Consider the following 16,881-nt stretch of genomic DNA (forward strand, 5'->3'; position numbering starts at 1 on the left):
AGGCGAACCATGGCCAACGCCACCGTGACCGCGCGCAACGCCGCAGCAAATCCGCGCGCCACCCTGCAGGACCTGTTGCCGAAGATCGTTCTGGCACCGAGCTTTGCGGTGATCCTGATCTTCGTCTACGGCTTCATCCTGTTTACGGCCGTGCTGTCGTTCTCAGGCTCGAAGCTGCTGCCCGATTTTTCGACCTGGGTCGGTTTCGGCAACTATGTGCGCCTGTTCAACCATCCAAACTGGATCGTGGCGCTGAAGAATCTCGCCATCTTCTCCATTCTCTACATCGTCATCTGCTCGGTGATCGGGCTCGCACTCGCCATCTTCCTCGACCAGAAGATCCGCGGCGAAGGCGTGCTCAGGCCCATCTATCTTTACCCGATGGCGCTGTCTTTCATCGTCACCGGCGTTGCCTGGAAATGGTTCCTCGACCCCGGCATCGGCCTTGAGCATGTCATGCAGTCGATCGGCTGGGAAAGCTTCTCGTTCCGCTGGATAAAGGACGGCAAGATGGCGATATACACCATCGTCATTGCCGCCGTCTGGCAGTCGTCGGGTTTCGTCATGGCAATGTTCCTTGCCGGACTGCGCGGGGTCGACAACGAGATCATCAAGGCGGCCCAGATCGATGGCGCCTCCACCTTGACCATCTACCGCCGCATCATCATCCCGCTGATGCGCCCGGTATTCCTGTCGGCCTTCGTCGTGCTCGCACACCTCGCTATCAAGTCCTACGACCTCGTGGTGGCCATGACCGACGGCGGCCCAGGAACCGCGACCTGGACGCCGGCATTGTTCATGCAGAAATTCACCTTCGGCCGCAACGAAATGGGCATGGGTGCGGCTTCCGCGATCGTGATGATGATGATGATCTTCGCCATCATCGTGCCCTATCTCTACTCCGAACTCGGGGGGAAGAAGCAATGAGCGCCCCCTCGCAAGACGTTGCCACCCGCAACGGCATTGTCGTCCGCGCGCTGATCTATGTGCTGCTGATCCTGTTTGCGGTCTACTACCTGCTGCCGCTCTACGTCATGGTGGTGAATTCACTCAAACCGCTCGATGAGATCCGTCAGGGCAACATGCTGGCGCTGCCGCAGCAATGGACCATCGCGCCCTGGCTGTCCGCCTGGTCGACGGCGCAGATCGGCGTCTCGCCGACCGGCCTGAAGCCTTATTTCCTGAATTCCGTGCTGATGGTGGTGCCGGCGGTGGCGATCTCGACGGTGCTGGGCGCACTGAACGGCTATGTCCTGACCAAATGGCGCTTCAAGGGCGACAACATCGTCTTCGGCATGATGCTGCTCGCCTGCTTCATCCCCTTCCAGATCGTGCTGATCCCTTCTGCCCGCATCCTCGGCTTGCTGGGTCTCGCCGGCACGGTGCCCGGCCTGGTCCTTATCCACGCCATCTACGGTCTCGGTTTCACCACGCTGTTCTTCCGCAACTACTACGAAGCCTTCCCGACGGAGCTGGTGCGCGCCGCGCAGATCGACGGGGCTTCCTTCTTCCAGATTTTCCGGCGTATCCTCCTGCCCTCATCGGGACCGATCATCGTGGTGACCGTGATCTGGCAGTTCACCAACATCTGGAACGATTTCCTGTTCGGATCATCCTTCTCCAGCGTCGACTCCATTCCGATAACGGTGGCGCTGAACAACCTGGTCAACTCCTCGACCGGCGTGAAGGAGTACAATGTCCATTTCGCGGGCGCGATCCTGGCGGCGCTCCCCACCCTCATCGTCTACATCGTCTCCGGACGCTATTTCGTGCGCGGCCTGATGGCCGGTGCCGTGAAAGGCTGAACACAATGTCCTTTCTTGAGATCGACAACCTCGAAAAGTCCTTCGGCTCGACCAGGATCCTGAAGGGCGTCACGCTGGGTATCGAGGAAGGCGGCTTCCTCGTGCTGGTCGGCCCGTCCGGTTGCGGCAAATCCACCTTGCTCAACACCATTGCGGGCCTGGAGCAGATCACCAGCGGCGAGATCCGCATCGCCGGCAAACGCGTCAACGAATTGCATCCGTCGAAACGCGATATCGCCATGGTGTTCCAGTCCTACGCGCTCTATCCCAACATGACGGTCGGCGAGAACATCGGCTTCGGCATGGAGATCCGCGGCGTCGCCAAGCCCGAACGTGACAAGGCGATTTCCGAGGTGGCGCAGCTCCTGCAGATCAGTCACCTGCTCGACCGCAAGCCCAGCCAGCTCTCCGGCGGCCAGCGCCAGCGCGTCGCCATGGGCCGCGCTCTGGTGCGCAAGCCGCAGGTCTTCCTGTTCGACGAACCGCTGTCCAACCTCGACGCCAAGCTGCGCATCGACATGCGCACCGAGATCAAGCGCCTGCACCAGCGCATGAAGACGACCATCGTCTATGTCACCCACGACCAGATCGAGGCCATGACGCTGGCGACCAAGATCGCGGTCCTCAAGGACGGCATCCTGCAGCAGTTCGGCACGCCTGCCGAGATCTACAACAATCCGGTCAACATGTTCGTCGCCGACTTCATGGGCTCTCCGGCCATGAACCTTGTGCCTGCTACCATCGGCCAGAGCGGCAGCGAAGCCACCGTCGAGCTGGCCCGCGCCGGTTCGACACCTGTATCGCTGGAGCTCAACGGCGCGTCGAACGCACTTGCCGCCTATCGCGGCAAGGAGGTGGTGTTCGGCATCCGCCCGGAAGCCCTGACCGATCCCGACGGCGCGGACCGCAATGCCAAGCATCTGGTGACGACCGATTGCCACATAGAGGTGGTCGAGCCTGCCGGTTCCGACACCTTCGCCGTCACCAATCTCGGCGGCAAGGGAGTGGTCGCTCGCCTGCGTGCCGACGCGCGCATCAAGCCCGGTGCCACCGCTCCGCTGACCTTCAACCTGACCAAGGCAGTGTTCTTCGATCCGGCGACCCAGGAGAGGATCGCGTGAACACGCCATGATCCGCCACTGTGTTTTCGTGAAATTCCGCGACGACATTCCCGAAGCGGAACGATCGGCCATTCATGCCGATCTCTCCGCGCTGCGCGGCGTGATTGGCGGCATGGGCGCCGTGCACTTCAACGGTAATGTCAGCCCGGAGCCTTTCGCCCGTGGCTTCACACATGGCTTCACCATCGATTTCGTCGATGCCGCCGCCCGCGACGCCTATCTGGTGCACGAAGCGCACCAGCAAGCCGGTGCCCGTCTGGTCGCGGCACTCGAGGCCGGCACCGACGGATTGATGGTGTTCGATCTGGATATCGGCGGAGGCTGAGCTGGAGTGGAAGGCTCAGCCGAGCCGCAAAGCCACGACGCCGGCAACGATGCCAAAGGCGGCAGCGCTGCGCCACACCGTCATCTTCTCGCCCAGCGCGAAGACGGAGATCAGCATGGCGAACAGGATCGAGCTTTCGCGCAGGGATGCCACGGAAGCGATCGGTGCCTTGGTCATCGCCCACATCACGATCCAATAGGCCGCGCCGCTCAGCCCCCCTGTGATGACGCCGACCTTCCAGTCGCGCGCCATCGCGGGCAGCGACTGAGGCCCCCGCACGGCCAGGCACAGGATCAGCGACCAGATGCCGTCTGCCAGGAACAGATAGACGGCATAACTCGAGGCACTCGCCGCCAGCCGTGCTCCGCTGCCATCGGACAAGGTGTAGCTGGCGATGAAAACCGAGGTGGCGAGTGCAAAGCTGACGGCGTGTCGATTGAGTTTCTCCAGATGACCGCCGCCACGAAACGACATCACCAGCGTGCCGGCGCACAGCAGCACGATCCCGATGATCGATAGCGGCCCAGGCACCTCCGACACCAAGAAGATGCCGCCGATGGCCGCAAGCAAGGGCGCGGTGCCTCGCGCCAGCGGATAGGTCTGGGCGAGATCGCCGGACTTGTAGGCGCCTATCAGGCAAAGCTTGTAACCCATGTGGAACATGGTCGAGGCGAGGATCCATGGCCACACTTCGGCCTTGGGAACTTCGACGAAAGGCACTGCCAGCAGCGCCATCGACGCCATGCCCAACGTCAGCACCGTTACCGAGAGAAAACGGTCGGGATGCACCTTCACCATCGCATTCCAGCTTGCATGCATGGCAGCAGCGGCCAGCACGGCGAGGAAGACGGTTAGACTCATTCGTATCCGACCCCATTTCAGGCCATACGCCCGACTTCATTTCGGGGGCGCCGGCATGTGGCCGAATATACGATCAGGACGAAAATTCGTTACCCGGCTCATCTCTTACGCTGGGAAATACGCCTTTGCGCGGCCCGCCGCAATGGACAGCCGGCACATAAGATTTTGGACCAGAAGAACGCAAAGCGCGGCGAAACCGACATGCGGGAAGGCCTGCCCTCGCTTCGAACGGCATGCGATCGCAGACGCCGGTGAGATGAAACCGGTGGGATTTCTTCAGAAGGAGTGAGGGATCGGCGGCTCGCGCCCAAGATCCTCCGTCTGGGCGCGGCGAAACGGCCGGCATGCACCGGCCTACCCCGCAGGCGTTTGCACTGCCTCAGTGCAGGACCAGAACGTCTCCGGAGGAGAAGGAGATCTCTGCTTTGTCACCGACATTCGGCGGCGGTGTCGACGAGTTGTTGAAGGTGTCGAGCGAAATCTTCGAACCGCCGATGCCAACCCTGACGCGGATCACCGAACCCAGGAAGTGCACGTCGGCAATCTCGCCGGACAACGTCGCGTCGTGCCCCGGACGCGGCCCCAGCGCGATCGCTTCAGGTCGCAGCGCCAGCGAAAGCGTGTCGCCGGTCTTGGAGCCGTTGAGCTTGCCCTTGAGGCCGATTTCCTCAGCGTTGATGCGCACGCGGCCCAAACCCGCATCGCTGACGACGCCTTCCAGCACATTGAGCGTGCCGACGAAATTGGCGACGAACTTGGTGGCTGGGCGGTTGTAGATTTCGAACGGCGCACCGACCTGCTCGGCCCTGCCGCCATACATCACCGCGATGCGATCGGAGATCGACAGCGCTTCTTCCTGGTCGTGCGTGACAAAGATGGTGGTGATGCCGAGTTCCTTCTGGATCGCGCGGATTTCATCACGCAGCGATACGCGCACCTTGGCGTCGAGCGCCGACAGTGGCTCGTCCAGCAACAGCAGCTTCGGCTTCGGTGCAAGGGCGCGGGCCAGGGCGACGCGCTGCTGCTGGCCGCCAGAAAGCTGGTAGGGGTAGCGGTCACCCAGTTGCGGCAGCTTGATCAGGTCCAGCATCTCAGCCACGCGCCGGTCGCTTTCCGCCTTGGCAACACCGGCAACCTTGAGACCGAAAGCAACGTTCTGTGCCACGGTCAGGTTCGGGAACAATGCATAGGCCTGGAACACCATGCCCACATTGCGCTGGTTCGGCTTCAGCCTGGTCACGTCCTTGCCGCCGACGATGATCGAACCGGCGGTCGGCTCTTCGAAGCCGGCAACCATGCGCAGCACCGTTGTTTTGCCGCAGCCGGATGGTCCGAGGAACGAGACGAATTCACCCCGCTCGATGTCGAGGTTGAAGTCTTCGACCACGGTGGTGGGACCGAAGCTTTTCTTCACATGCTGGATCGAGAGGAATGGGTCGGCCATGGGCTGGACTTTCTCGGAGCTCAATTCGGGCGGTTCGCGGATTTCGGCGCGAAACGGGAAAGCACCTGGATGACCGACATGCAGCCCCAGGTGATGACGAAGGCGATGATGGCAAGCGCTGCCGGCTCATAGGCGCGGTTGGCGCCGATGTTCTGCAGGTAAGGGCCGAAGGCCGGGCGGTTGAGCAGGCTTGCCATGGTGAACTCACCGATGACGATGGCAAAGGTCAGGAACGCTCCCGACAGCACGGCGATCAGCACATTGGGCAGGATGACGCGACTGATGATGGTGGTCCAGCCTGCCCCAAGGATTTGTGCGGCTTCGGTCAAGGTTCGCACGTCGATCGTTCGCAATCCCGTATCGACGGCACGATACATGTAGGGCAGCGCCAGCGTTGCATAGCCAATGACCAGAAGCGCACTGGTGCCGACGTCACTCGACAGGAATGGCAGCGGCGAATTCGAGCCATACATGCGAATGTAGCCGAAGACGATGACGATCGCCGGGATGACCAGCGGCAACAGCGTGACGAACTCGACCACTGGCCGAAGCTGCGGCAGGCGCAGCCTGATCCAGTAGGCGGTGGGCACCACCAGAAGCACGCCAAGAATGATCGTGAAGACGGCGGCCACCACCGAGAAGGTGAAGCTTTCCTGGAAACGCGGGTCGCCAAGCACGACCCGGTAGGCCTCGAACGAGTATTCTCCCCGCTTCATGCGCATGGAAAATTCCATCGTCGCGATCAAAGGGATGAAGAAATAAGCGGCACCGAGGATGAAGGTGACCCAGGCCCAGAACTTGCCCGACTTCATTTCAGCCACCTTTCCGAACGGGTCCGGAACCAGATGTAGAAGACATTGGCGAGCCCGGTGATGAAGATCATGCCGAAGGCGATGGCATAGCCCAGATTGGCATTGTGCAGCACGTCGCCACGGATTTGGTTGAAGAGTTGAATCGGAATGATGTTGAGCGCCGGCCCGGTCAGCGCGTAGGCGGTGGCGATCGCACCAAATGCATTAGCGAAAAGCAGGATGACGGTACCGAGGAAACTTGGCCAGATCACCGGGATGACGACCATGCGCCAGTACTGCCATTGGGTAGCCCCAAGCGTGGCAGCTGCTTCTCCCCATTCTTTCCTGATGCCATCAATCGCTGGCGTGATGATCACCACCATCAATGGAATCTGGAAGTAGACATACGTGAACGTCAGCCCCCAGAAGGTAAGAAGATTGAACCCATGCTGATAGAGATCAAAGCCGACTGAACGCAGCAGCACGGTTAGGAGGCCTACCCGACCTACTGTGGCCAGAAATGCAAAGGCCAAAGGCACACCGGCGAAATTCGACGCAACTCCGGAGAAAGTCAGCGTTGCCGAACGGATCCAGTTAGGCAACCCACCGCGCACAATGGCAATCGACAATGCCAACCCTGCAAACGCACCGATCAATGCGGATGCGAAACTGATCTGGATCGATGTCCAATAAGCAGCAGGGATCGTGGACAGCTTACAATCGGCAGGTGTCCAACTTATCCAGGAATTGAATTGACACGTTAAGAAGGCAGTGAGACTCGGCGGATCGAACAGCGCAACAATATTGGCAAAAGTAAATTCACCCACCTCGTTCTGAAATGCACCGACGACTAGGTACACCGTCGGCAGGATCAGGAACATCAACGCAAAGATGATGAACGGCGCCACGCCCAGCCATTGCGTCGGCAAGCGCATCGCGCTCGCCTGCGCCGGCGGTAGGGTTTTCCCGGCAGCAGCCGGTCCTGAAAGACTGATATCTGTCATGCCGGCCTGTCTTTACTTATGAAGAATCCGGGCGGCGCGGCGCCGCCCGGATAATATCAGCAGCTTACTTGACGTTGGCGCCGACCGCCGAGTCCCAGCTCTTGGTGATCACTTCCTTCGAAGCGCCCTGCTCTTCCAGCGTCGGGAACACGGCCTTTTCGTAGGCAGCGGCCGGCGGAAGCTTGTCGAGCAGATCCTGCGGGATCTTGCCGTTCTTGGCGAGATCGTTGAAGCGGATCGGGTGGCAGTAACCCTTCAGCCAGCCGATCTGGCCTTCGTCGGAATAGAGGTGTTCCATCCAGAGCTTGGCGGCGTTCGGATGCGGTGCGTAGGCGCTGATTGCCTGCACGTAGACACCGGCGACAACACCCTTGGCCGGGATGACGATCTCGGTCGGCGGGTTGCCGTTCAGCGTGTCGCGGCCCGACAGGTTGTTGTAGTCCCAGTTGATCAGGATCGGGGTCTGGCCCTGAGCCAGGGTCGCCGGCTTGCCGATGACCGGAACGAAGTTGCCGGCGGCATTCAGCTTCTTGAAGAACTCGAGACCAGCTTCGCCAGCGGCCTTGCCGGCAGCGGCGCCCGAGGCGAGACCGGCTGCGTGAACGGCCTGGATCGCCTGGTTGGACGCGCGGGGATCACCGGCGAGAGCAACCGAGTTGGCATATTCCGGCTTCAGCAGGTCGTCCCAATCGGCTGGGATGTTCTTGACCAGATCCTTGTTCACCATGAAGGACAGCACGCCGTAATAGTCGCCGTACCAGAAGCCTTCGGCATCCTTGGCGCTATCCGGGATCGAGTCCCAGGTCGAGACCTTGTATGGCTGGATCAGGCCGTCCTTCTTGGCGGACGGACCGAAGGAGAGGCCGACGTCGATGACGTCAGGAGCCTGCGGACCCTTGTTGTCCTTGTTGGCCTTGATCGCTTCGATCTCATCGCCCGAACCGGCGTCGGGGTTGAGTTCGTTGACCTTGATTTCCGGATACTTCTTCTTGAAGGCGTCGATGACGGCGCCGTAACCGCACCAGTCGTGCGGCAGCGCGATCGTGGTGAGCTGACCTTCGGCCTTGGCCGCGGCAACGAGCTCAGCTGAAGGTTCGGCCGACGAAATCGCCGTCGTGACCATCAAGGCCACTGCCGTAAGGGAAAGCACTTTTCCCGTGAATCTGAACATTTGTCTCTCCGTTGAACTGCGCCGTGGGACGCCAGCAGATGGCTGGTATCCCCGATATATGACAGTCCGATGAAGGCGGACCGCCCCCGCGCCCCGAAGGGCTGGAAAAGTTAACTACAACTGCCGGACACCCGCAATCGGGTGCCCAATCATTTTCCGGCTAAACTTTTTGGCGCCTCCTCCCAGCACTTTCGTTCCCCTTGCTTTTCTTATTTTTGCGCAAGCTTGCGAAAGACAGTCGCACCTGTCTCGCGTGTCTCTTATACCGTTCCCGACAAAGAGTTTTCCAGCAGCGACAGCGCTGCTTTCTTAGTCAGCTTCACAGGATTGCCGCCGGCGGTGGGATCGACGATCGCCATGTCGGCGATCAGCGTCTTGCGCTTCTTGTCCATGTCGAGCCCCTTGATGAGGCCGCCGAGCGTGTGCGGAACCTTCAATTCCTTGCGCAGCTTGATGATCGCCTTGGCAAAGCCGTCGAAGCCGCCCTTGATGCCGCAATAGGCGGCCAGACGCTCGATCTTGCCCTCGACGGCATCGCGGTTGAAGGCGAGCACATAGGGCATGAAGACGGCGTTGGTCATGCCGTGGTGGGTGTCGTAGAGCGCACCGATCGGATGTGACAGCGAGTGGATCGCACCCAGACCTTTCTGGAAGGCCGTGGCGCCCATGGCAGCCGCGCTCATCATATGGGCGCGCGCAGTGAGGTCCTTGCCGTTGGCATAGGCCTTGGGCAGGTTCTCGAACACCAGCCGCACGCCTTCGACCGCGATGCCGTCGGCCATCGGGTGGTAGCCAGGCGCACAATAGGCCTCCAGGCAGTGAGCAAGTGCGTCCATGCCAGTGCCGACGGTGATGAAGGCCGGCATGCCGACCGACAGCGCCGGATCGGCAATGACGATACCGGGCAGCATCTTCGGGTGGAAGATGACCTTCTTGGTGTGGCTCTCCTCGTGCGTGATGACACCGGCGCGGCCGACTTCCGAGCCCGTGCCGGCGGTTGTCGGCACGGCAACGATCGGCACGATGGCGGCCGAGTTCGCGCGCGTCCACCAGTCGCCGATGTCCTCGAAGTCCCAGACCGGACGGGTCTGGCCGGCCTGGAAGGCGATCAGCTTGCCCAGGTCGAGTGCTGAGCCGCCGCCGAAGGCGATGACGCCGTCATGCTTGCCCTTCTTGAAGGCGGCAATGCCAGCGGTGAGATTGGACTCGATCGGATTCGGCTTCACTTCCGAAAAGACGCCGTAAGGAACCTTGGCTTCGTCGAGAATCTTGAGCGTGGAAGCGACCACCGGCAATTTGGCGAGACCCGGATCGGTAACGAACAGCGGCTTCTTGATGCCGGTGGCGGCGAGCGCATCCGGAAGTTCCGAGATGCGGCCGGCGCCGAAACGCACGGTGGTGGGGTAATTCCATTTCGAGACGAGTTTGGACATGTGTTGTTTGCCTATTGGATGAATTCAATTGGTGAATGTGTTTGCGACGCGTCGCGAGAGCCTCATGTACGGTATCCAGATCACCGAGAAGACCACGCTGCGGAGGAGTTCTGTTGTCGTCTGCTCATCCAGCAGCGTCTGATTGGTTGCCTCCATGAGGTCGCCGAAAAGGACCTGCGTCCCGATCAGATCGAGCACGATGAAGGCCAGGCCTCCGGCAGCCCATATGACGAACAGGCGCTGAAATGAGGCACTCCGCCGAAACAGCAGCACGAGCAGGATGACAGGCAGCACGATCAAGAAAATGATGTTGCCGACAAACTCCAGCACCAGGAAGGCCGACAGACCGCCCGGCAGGCGCGGCATCGACGCAAGCAGCTCTCCGTAGCCGGCTAGATGAAATACGCCGCGCAGCGGTGTTACCAGCAGTCCGATGATCGGCAGGACCAGCCAACCGCCCAAACCGACGGGGCCGTCCGGAAAAGGATGGGTCACATCCGCCCGGGAGGTCCCGACGATCGGGTTCGGATTTGGCCGGTCTTGGCTCATACCTTCTCGCGCAAATGATAGCTCTTCGGCCGGGTCAGGTTGTCGTAGCCGATCTGCGACAGTGCCGCGCCCTTGCCGGTGTCCTTGACACCAGTCCACACCAGCGCCGGATCGAGATAATCGCAGCGGTTCATGAACACGGTGCCGGTCTCGACGCGGTCGCCGATGGCGATCGCGCGATCGGTGTCGGCCGTCCAGATCGACGCGGTCAGTCCATAAGGACTGTCGTTCATCAGCGCGACCGCCTCATCATCGTTACGCACCTTCATGATGCCGACGATCGGGCCGAAGCTTTCCTCACGCATCACGCTCATCTGGTGGTCGACATTGGTCAGCACTTCGGCCGGCAGATAGGGCGAACCTGCCTTGTCGGCGGCATCCTTGGTGTTCATATGCGCGGTGGCACCCTTGCGCAGCGCTTCGGCCTTCTGCTCGCGGATGAAGTCGGCAAAACGTGCCTGCGCCATCGGCCCCATGGTGGTTGCCTGGTCGAGCGGGTTGCCGAGCACATAGCTCTTGGTCTCTGCGATGAAGCCCTCGACGAAATCGTCATAGACCTTCTCGTGCACGTAGACGCGCTCGATGCCGCAGCAGCACTGGCCGGAATTGAAGAAGGCACCCTCGACCAGATTGGCGACCGCATGGTCGAGCTTGGCATCGGGCAGCACATAGGCAGGATCCTTGCCGCCGAGTTCGAGGCCGAGCGTCATGAACGTGCCTGCCGCGGCCCTCTCGATGGCGCGCCCGCCAGCAACGGAGCCGGTGAAGTTGACATGGTCGATCTTGCCCGAGCCCAGCAATTTTTCGGTCTGCGCATGGTTGAGCACGATGTTCTGGAAGACGTATTTCGGCAGGCCCGCTGCCTCGAAGGCCTTGGCGAAGCGCTCGCCGACCAGCAGCGTCTGCGCGGCGTGCTTGAGGATGACGGTGGAGCCGGCGATCAGGGCCGGCACGATGGTGTTGACGGATGTAAGGTAGGGGTAGTTCCACGGCGCAATCACCATGACGACGCCGAGCGGATCCTTCTTCACGTAACGGCGGAAGCCGTCCTTCGGATTGGAAGCAGGCACCGGCGCCAGCGCGCGCTCGGCGATCTCGACCATGTATTGCGTGCGTTCCTTCACGCCACCGAACTCGCCGCCATAACGCACCGGGCGTCCCATCTGCCAGGCAAGTTCCGGCACGATCTCGTCAGCCATGCCGACCAGCGCTTCCAACATCTTCAGCATGTATTTGGCGCGTTCTGCCACCGGCAGTCGCGCCCAGTCGGCCTGCGCGGTGCGAGCACGCTCGACAGCGGCACTGATGGCCTGATCCGTCGCGACCGGTCGTTCAACATAGATCGAGCCGTCGATGGGAGATGTGAGCTTGACCGTCTCGGTCATATCGATGTCCTTCATATCAAGAATGGTTCGCCGCTTGTTTCCCAGAGGGCCAGCGAACAGGATAAACCGAGCGGCAGCGTCTATACGAAATGCCTTTCGTCAAACAGCCCTGCCCGGCCCTATGCGGATTGCCTTGCCCGTGACAACAGCAATCAATACCGTTCGAAGCCGCGGTGCAGTTCCCAGTCGGTGATGCGGCGATCGTATTCGAACTGCTCCCAGCGGGCGGTGTGCACATAGTGCTCGATCACGTCCTCGCCGAATGCCGCCTTGAGCATCTTCGACTTGGCCATGGTTTCAGTGGCCTCGCGCAGGGTCTTCGGAATCTCCGGCAGGCGCGACGCCTGGTAGGCATCGCCCACGAATGGCTTCTGCAGCTCCAGTTTCTCGTCGATGCCGGCGAGGCCGGCCGCGATCAGTGCAGCGAAGGCCAGATAAGGATTGAGGTCGGCGCCGCCGATGCGGCATTCCATCCGGATGCCCTTGGTGCCTTCGCCGCACAGGCGGAAGCCGGCGGTTCGGTTATCTTCCGACCACATGATCTTGGTCGGTGCAAAAGTGCCCGACTGGAAGCGCTTGTAGGAATTGATGTAGGGCGCCAGGAACCAGGTGAATTCCTTGGCGTATTTGAGCTGGCCGGCCGACCAGGCCTGACCGAGAGCAGACAGCGTCCACGGACCCTTCTTGTCATAGAAAAGTGGCGTCTTGCCGTCCGCGCTCCACAGCGAATTGTGGATGTGGCTGGAGTTGCCGGCCAGGCCATAGTTGTACTTGGCCATGAAGGTGATCGCCTTGCCCTCGGAATCGGCGATCTCCTTGGCGCCGTTCTTCAGGATGACGTGTCGGTCCGCCATTTCCAGCGCTTCGGCGTAGCGCACATTGATCTCTTCCTGGCCGGGGCCCCATTCGCCCTTGGAGTTCTCGATAGGAATGCCGGCCGCCTGCATCTCGTTGCGCAGGCGGCGCATGATGCCTTCTTCCTTGGTAGTGATACCGATCTGATAGTCGCCGATATAGGGAGAGGCGGTATCGATGCCTTGCCAGTGCTTCTTGCGGGCGGCATCGTAGCTTTCGCTGAACAGATAGAATTCGAGCTCCGAAGCGAAGTAGCCGATATAGCCGCGCTCGGTCAGCCGCTTGACCTGTTTGCGCAGAATGGCGCGCGGTGAATGGGCTAGGTCCTCGTGGCTGTGGTGGTCGAGCAGGTCGCACAGCACCAGCGCCGTCTTTTCGAGCCACGGTATCTGCCGCAGCGTCGCCAGGTCGGGCTTCATGACGAAATCGCCGTACCCCTTCGACCAGCTCGCTGCCTTGTAGCCGAGCACTGGTTCCATATCGATGTCGTCCGCCAGCAGATAGTTGCAGCCATGCGTTTCGTCATGCGCGGAATCGACGAAATACTGCGCCAGGAAACGCTTGCCGACGAGGCGGCCCTGCATGTCGACGGCGCAGGCGAGAACGGTGTCGATCTCCCCTGCCTGCACCGCCTTCTTCAACTGATCGAACGAAAGGTTGCCTGCCATTCTAAGAGCACTCCGGCTTCAATTTTTCTGAAACGTATTTGCGGAAGGCGACCGTGGCCGGAAACCGGCCACGGTCTTAGCTGTGTCAGTGCGCTCCACCCGTCTCGCCGACCGCGCGTTCGGCGGCAGCGATGATGGCCTTGCGCTTGGCGATTTCGTCGCCGATCGGAGGGCCCTGGAAGCGGTTCTTCTCAACCGCGAACCACAGGATTGCAGCCAGCACCACGAAGCCGACGACGATCCACAGAACCTTGTCGTTCGGTGGCTGGATGGCGATGTAGAAGATGACCGCCATGCCGACGACGGACAGGAACGTCACGATCTTGTAGAGCCCACCCGACATCGCCCACGGGCCCGGGTTCGGCCACTTCGCCGTTCCGTAGGCGAACATCGCCAGAACCAGCGGGATGGTGAAGGACAGGAACAGGAAGACCAGCGTCGAGTTGACGACGATGGTGTAGAGATTGGTGCCGCCGATCGAGACGAACTGTGCTGCGAATACGTAGATGATCTCCAGGATCGCTGCCGTCCAGATGGCCGTGACGGGTGTCCGGTATTTCGGCGAAACCGTCGACAGTGCCTTCGAACCCACTGGCATTCCGTCGTCTCGCGAGAAGGCGAACAACATGCGCGAAGCAGACGTTACAGTCGCCAGGCCGCACAGAAGCTGCGTGATGAAGATCAGGAAATAGACGATGTTCTTCAAACCGGCGGGCAGGATGGCGTCCATCGTGCCGAAGAACATGCCCCAGCCCTGCTTCGCAGCCACCGCCATGTCCGGAATGGCGAGCGTGATGGCGCAGATCATGATCCAGCCGACCAGCGACGACCACAAGACCGCCGAGACGATCCCCTTTGGCACCGACAGTGCAGCACCTTTGGTCTCTTCCGAAGTGTGAGCCGACGCGTCGTATCCGGTGATCGTATAGACCGGAAGCAACAGGCAGAGCAGGAACAGATAGCCCATGCTGTCGCTCTGCGGGAACACGCCACCGCCGGCATCGCCGGAATAGTTGGTGAACGTCCACAGACGCGAGATGTCTATCGCCGGTGCGAAATACAGGCAGGCCAGCACCAGCACCGCCGTGGTGGCGAAGATGATGTAGCCGGAAATATCGGTCAGGAATGTCGTGACCTTGATGCCGAGATGGTTGAACAGCGCCTGTATGACCGTGATCAGCGCGACGAAGGCAACGACGTGCCCCGCCGATGTGTCCATCCCCACCCAGGAGCCGAACGTGCCCTGGAAGAAGAACGCCGTACCGATGTTGATCGCGCCAAGCACGGTGATCAGGCCGAGCAGGTTGAGCCAGGCGGTGAGCCAGCCGGTGAAACGATTGCCCAGGATCGATGCCCAGTGATAGAGCCCGCCCGCCGTTGGGAAGGCCGAGGCGATTTGAGCCATCGACAATGCGAACATACCCGAGATGATGCAGCCGACGATCCAGCCGATGCCGGCGCCGGCGCCGCCGATCGAGGAGATTGCCTGGGCGAAAGAATTGATACCGCCCGACAGGATGCAGATGATCGAAAATGAGATAGCGAAGTTGGAAAAGCGGCTCATCGACCGCTGAAGTTCCTGGGCGTAGCCCATGGAATGGAGGACTTTGACATCCTCGCTCTTGTCAGTTTCAGAGTAACCAGGCGCTGCCATAAGAGTGTTCCCTTATTTTTACTTTCAGATGGTGCCTTCGATGGTTCGTAGCGTTTTGAGAGGTGGCGGCTTCGGCAGCCGCGCCGGTTCGAGGCCGGTGAAAATGCCCGCCAGCCGTTCTCCCCATTTTTTCTGTCCGGCTTGATCCCGGATCTCATCGTTGCGGATTTCGATCATCGCGCACAACAGGCCACGCGAACGCGCATGGCGCTCCAGTGTGAAGTAGACGCGGTCAGCCGGCGAATAGGGTTGGTTGGCGCCGACCGTGAAACTGCCGTCCCGTTCCAGCGCCGCGATCAGCGGCGTCGACAGCCGCGTGTCCTCGTCATGGATGATGCCGATATGCCAGGGACGGTCGACGCCCTTGTACACCGGCGTAAAGGAGTGAACCGAGACCAGCCGCGTCTCGAGTCCACGCGCCGTCCGTGCCTCGATCAGGTCTTCGATCGTTTCGTGAAAGGGCTTCCAGCAGCGATCGATGCGCCGATGGCGCGCTTCCATCGACAGGTTATCGTTGCCTGGGATGACGGTCGTTTCGCTCACCGGCGGGATCAGGTCGGGCGCATCGAGCGGGCGATTGCAGTCTAGCACAAGGCGCGAGATGCAGGTTTCGACCAGGGGCGCGTCGAGCTGCGCGCTCAAGATCTGCGCCACCGGCAGCGCACCGGGATCCCATGCGATATGACGGGCTAGATCGGAACCGGGAAGGCCGAGCGTGCCGAATTCGGCGGGCAGGAAATTGGAAGCGTGGTCACAGGTGAAAACAAAGGCGCCCGCGCCCGCAGGGTTCGTCACCCTGACGGAATCCGCACCTGGATGCCTGTTGCGGCCTGTCCTCTCCATCCGATCCGCCGTCCCCTGGGAGCGTATCGTATGTTACGTATTTTGTTTCATTGCGCTCCCATGAATGATTTCATACAGTTTGTTTGTCTTTGTCAAACGCCTTTTCGGAAATGTATGGGGGATACCGGGTTGGGAACGCAGACGACGACCACGTCCATCGCCGAGCTCATCGCGGACCGCATCGATTCCATGCCCACAGGGGAACGCCGGGCGGCCCAGACGCTGGTCGCGAACTATCCTGTCATCGGCCTGAAGACGGTCGCCGACTTCTCCCAGCAGGCGGGCGTTTCCTCGCCCACTATCCTGCGTTTCGTCGCCCGGCTGGGTTTCCAGAACTATCCGGAATTCCAATCCGCCCTGCAGGACGAACTCGCCGCGCAATTGCAGTCGCCGGCCTCGCGCACGACAGCCGCTCCGAGCCGAAGCAATGCCGCCTCGCCGATGATCGAGGCCACGCTCGACAATCTGCGCGAGACCTTCAGACACCTCTCCGACAAGCAGCTGAACGAGATCGCGGAAAAGATGGCCGACCATCGCGGCCACATGTTCCTGATCGGCGGTCGTTTCACCGACCCGCTGGCACGCTACATGGCCGCCCATCTGGCCATCATCCGCCCCAATGTCTTCCACCTCGTCGGCCAGGAAAGCATGTGGCGCGACCGGCTGATCGACATGGGCAAACGCGACGTGCTGGTGATCTTCGACATCCGCCGCTATCAGGACAGCCTGATCCGTTTTGCCGAGAAGGCACACCAGCGCGGCGTGCAGATCGTCCTGTTCACCGACCAGTGGCTTTCGCCCATTGCCCGCTTCGCCCGCCACGTTATTGCCGGGCGCACCGCCGTCCCTTCGCCATGGGACTCGTCCGCAGCCCTTTTCGTCGTGGCCGAGACATTGATCGGCGCCGTCACACGCCAGATGGAGCCGGACAGCGCGCGACGCATTCGCGAGATGGAAGGCCTGCGCTGACAC

Annotated in this window: 16 protein-coding genes; 5 read left to right on the plus strand and 11 right to left on the minus strand. The window is 61.1% G+C overall.

The window, feature by feature from the left end:
• Positions 1 to 9 precede the first annotated feature (9 nt).
• Genes AC3WTO_RS18935 through AC3WTO_RS18950 form a run of 4 tightly spaced genes read left to right on the plus strand, consistent with a single transcriptional unit; the run spans position 10 to position 3,251 of the window.
• Entirely contained in the window at positions 10 to 927 is a 918-nt protein-coding gene (locus AC3WTO_RS18935; RefSeq protein ID WP_492462368.1) for a carbohydrate ABC transporter permease, read from the plus strand.
• Positions 924 to 1,805, plus strand: coding sequence for a carbohydrate ABC transporter permease (locus AC3WTO_RS18940; RefSeq protein ID WP_492462370.1), 882 nt, complete (start codon positions 924 to 926; stop codon positions 1,803 to 1,805). The genes AC3WTO_RS18935 and AC3WTO_RS18940 overlap by 4 nt, the downstream gene beginning before the upstream one ends.
• 5 nt (positions 1,806 to 1,810) lie before the next feature.
• Complete coding sequence (locus AC3WTO_RS18945; protein ID WP_492462372.1) at positions 1,811 to 2,926, plus strand: ABC transporter ATP-binding protein; 1,116 nt, start codon at positions 1,811 to 1,813, stop codon at positions 2,924 to 2,926.
• 7 nt (positions 2,927 to 2,933) lie between these two features.
• A complete protein-coding gene (locus AC3WTO_RS18950) occupies positions 2,934 to 3,251 on the plus strand; it encodes a Dabb family protein (protein WP_492462374.1) in 318 nt (105 codons plus the stop codon).
• A 15-nt stretch (positions 3,252 to 3,266) separates the two neighbouring features.
• Here the strand turns inward: AC3WTO_RS18950 and AC3WTO_RS18955 are convergent, their stop codons facing one another.
• From AC3WTO_RS18955 to AC3WTO_RS19005, 11 genes are all read right to left on the minus strand, one after another.
• Complete coding sequence (locus AC3WTO_RS18955; RefSeq protein ID WP_492462376.1) at positions 3,267 to 4,112, minus strand: EamA family transporter; 846 nt, start codon at positions 4,110 to 4,112, stop codon at positions 3,267 to 3,269.
• A 379-nt stretch (positions 4,113 to 4,491) separates the two neighbouring features.
• Positions 4,492 to 5,556: an ABC transporter ATP-binding protein gene (locus AC3WTO_RS18960; protein ID WP_492462378.1), complete on the minus strand. Its 1,065-nt coding sequence runs from the start codon at positions 5,554 to 5,556 to the stop codon at positions 4,492 to 4,494.
• A gap of 20 nt (positions 5,557 to 5,576) precedes the next feature.
• Complete coding sequence (locus AC3WTO_RS18965; RefSeq protein ID WP_492462380.1) at positions 5,577 to 6,368, minus strand: ABC transporter permease; 792 nt, start codon at positions 6,366 to 6,368, stop codon at positions 5,577 to 5,579.
• A complete protein-coding gene (locus tag AC3WTO_RS18970; RefSeq protein WP_492462382.1) occupies positions 6,365 to 7,351 on the minus strand; it encodes an ABC transporter permease in 987 nt (328 codons plus the stop codon). The genes AC3WTO_RS18965 and AC3WTO_RS18970 overlap by 4 nt, the downstream gene beginning before the upstream one ends.
• A gap of 64 nt (positions 7,352 to 7,415) precedes the next feature.
• Positions 7,416 to 8,522: an ABC transporter substrate-binding protein gene (locus tag AC3WTO_RS18975; protein ID WP_492462384.1), complete on the minus strand. Its 1,107-nt coding sequence runs from the start codon at positions 8,520 to 8,522 to the stop codon at positions 7,416 to 7,418.
• 260 nt (positions 8,523 to 8,782) lie between these two features.
• Positions 8,783 to 9,955 carry an iron-containing alcohol dehydrogenase gene (locus AC3WTO_RS18980; protein ID WP_492462386.1) on the minus strand — a complete coding sequence of 391 codons (1,173 nt, stop codon included), beginning with the start codon at positions 9,953 to 9,955 and terminating at the stop codon, positions 8,783 to 8,785.
• A gap of 24 nt (positions 9,956 to 9,979) precedes the next feature.
• Positions 9,980 to 10,504, minus strand: a complete 525-nt coding sequence (locus tag AC3WTO_RS18985) for a DUF2569 domain-containing protein (protein WP_492462388.1) — start codon at positions 10,502 to 10,504, stop codon at positions 9,980 to 9,982.
• Positions 10,501 to 11,889 carry an aldehyde dehydrogenase family protein gene (locus AC3WTO_RS18990; RefSeq protein WP_492462390.1) on the minus strand — a complete coding sequence of 463 codons (1,389 nt, stop codon included), beginning with the start codon at positions 11,887 to 11,889 and terminating at the stop codon, positions 10,501 to 10,503. The genes AC3WTO_RS18985 and AC3WTO_RS18990 overlap by 4 nt, the downstream gene beginning before the upstream one ends.
• A gap of 152 nt (positions 11,890 to 12,041) precedes the next feature.
• Complete coding sequence (locus tag AC3WTO_RS18995; RefSeq protein ID WP_492462392.1) at positions 12,042 to 13,412, minus strand: glutamine synthetase family protein; 1,371 nt, start codon at positions 13,410 to 13,412, stop codon at positions 12,042 to 12,044.
• 85 nt (positions 13,413 to 13,497) lie between these two features.
• Positions 13,498 to 15,066 carry an amino acid permease gene (locus AC3WTO_RS19000; RefSeq protein WP_492462394.1) on the minus strand — a complete coding sequence of 523 codons (1,569 nt, stop codon included), beginning with the start codon at positions 15,064 to 15,066 and terminating at the stop codon, positions 13,498 to 13,500.
• 24 nt (positions 15,067 to 15,090) lie between these two features.
• Positions 15,091 to 15,909, minus strand: a complete 819-nt coding sequence (locus tag AC3WTO_RS19005) for an N-formylglutamate amidohydrolase (protein WP_492462396.1) — start codon at positions 15,907 to 15,909, stop codon at positions 15,091 to 15,093.
• Positions 15,910 to 16,023: 114 nt separating this feature from the next.
• On the opposite strand from AC3WTO_RS19005, the gene AC3WTO_RS19010 reads away from it, so the two are divergent.
• Positions 16,024 to 16,878: a MurR/RpiR family transcriptional regulator gene (locus tag AC3WTO_RS19010; protein WP_492462398.1), complete on the plus strand. Its 855-nt coding sequence runs from the start codon at positions 16,024 to 16,026 to the stop codon at positions 16,876 to 16,878.
• Positions 16,879 to 16,881: the final 3 nt, after the last annotated feature.

The organism is Mesorhizobium sp. EU05-FHT14A09, from assembly GCF_058790995.1.

Coding starts and splice junctions, on each gene's coding strand:
- AC3WTO_RS18935 (WP_492462368.1), top strand. CDS start 10: ATGGCCAACGCCACCGTGACCGCGCGCAACGCCGCAGCAAATCCGCGC.
- AC3WTO_RS18940 (WP_492462370.1), top strand. CDS start 924: ATGAGCGCCCCCTCGCAAGACGTTGCCACCCGCAACGGCATTGTCGTC.
- AC3WTO_RS18945 (WP_492462372.1), top strand. CDS start 1,811: ATGTCCTTTCTTGAGATCGACAACCTCGAAAAGTCCTTCGGCTCGACC.
- AC3WTO_RS18950 (WP_492462374.1), top strand. CDS start 2,934: ATGATCCGCCACTGTGTTTTCGTGAAATTCCGCGACGACATTCCCGAA.
- AC3WTO_RS18955 (WP_492462376.1), bottom strand. CDS start 4,112: ATGAGTCTAACCGTCTTCCTCGCCGTGCTGGCCGCTGCTGCCATGCAT.
- AC3WTO_RS18960 (WP_492462378.1), bottom strand. CDS start 5,556: ATGGCCGACCCATTCCTCTCGATCCAGCATGTGAAGAAAAGCTTCGGT.
- AC3WTO_RS18965 (WP_492462380.1), bottom strand. CDS start 6,368: ATGAAGTCGGGCAAGTTCTGGGCCTGGGTCACCTTCATCCTCGGTGCC.
- AC3WTO_RS18970 (WP_492462382.1), bottom strand. CDS start 7,351: ATGACAGATATCAGTCTTTCAGGACCGGCTGCTGCCGGGAAAACCCTA.
- AC3WTO_RS18975 (WP_492462384.1), bottom strand. CDS start 8,522: ATGTTCAGATTCACGGGAAAAGTGCTTTCCCTTACGGCAGTGGCCTTG.
- AC3WTO_RS18980 (WP_492462386.1), bottom strand. CDS start 9,955: ATGTCCAAACTCGTCTCGAAATGGAATTACCCCACCACCGTGCGTTTC.
- AC3WTO_RS18985 (WP_492462388.1), bottom strand. CDS start 10,504: ATGAGCCAAGACCGGCCAAATCCGAACCCGATCGTCGGGACCTCCCGG.
- AC3WTO_RS18990 (WP_492462390.1), bottom strand. CDS start 11,889: ATGACCGAGACGGTCAAGCTCACATCTCCCATCGACGGCTCGATCTAT.
- AC3WTO_RS18995 (WP_492462392.1), bottom strand. CDS start 13,412: ATGGCAGGCAACCTTTCGTTCGATCAGTTGAAGAAGGCGGTGCAGGCA.
- AC3WTO_RS19000 (WP_492462394.1), bottom strand. CDS start 15,066: ATGGCAGCGCCTGGTTACTCTGAAACTGACAAGAGCGAGGATGTCAAA.
- AC3WTO_RS19005 (WP_492462396.1), bottom strand. CDS start 15,909: ATGGAGAGGACAGGCCGCAACAGGCATCCAGGTGCGGATTCCGTCAGG.
- AC3WTO_RS19010 (WP_492462398.1), top strand. CDS start 16,024: ATGGGGGATACCGGGTTGGGAACGCAGACGACGACCACGTCCATCGCC.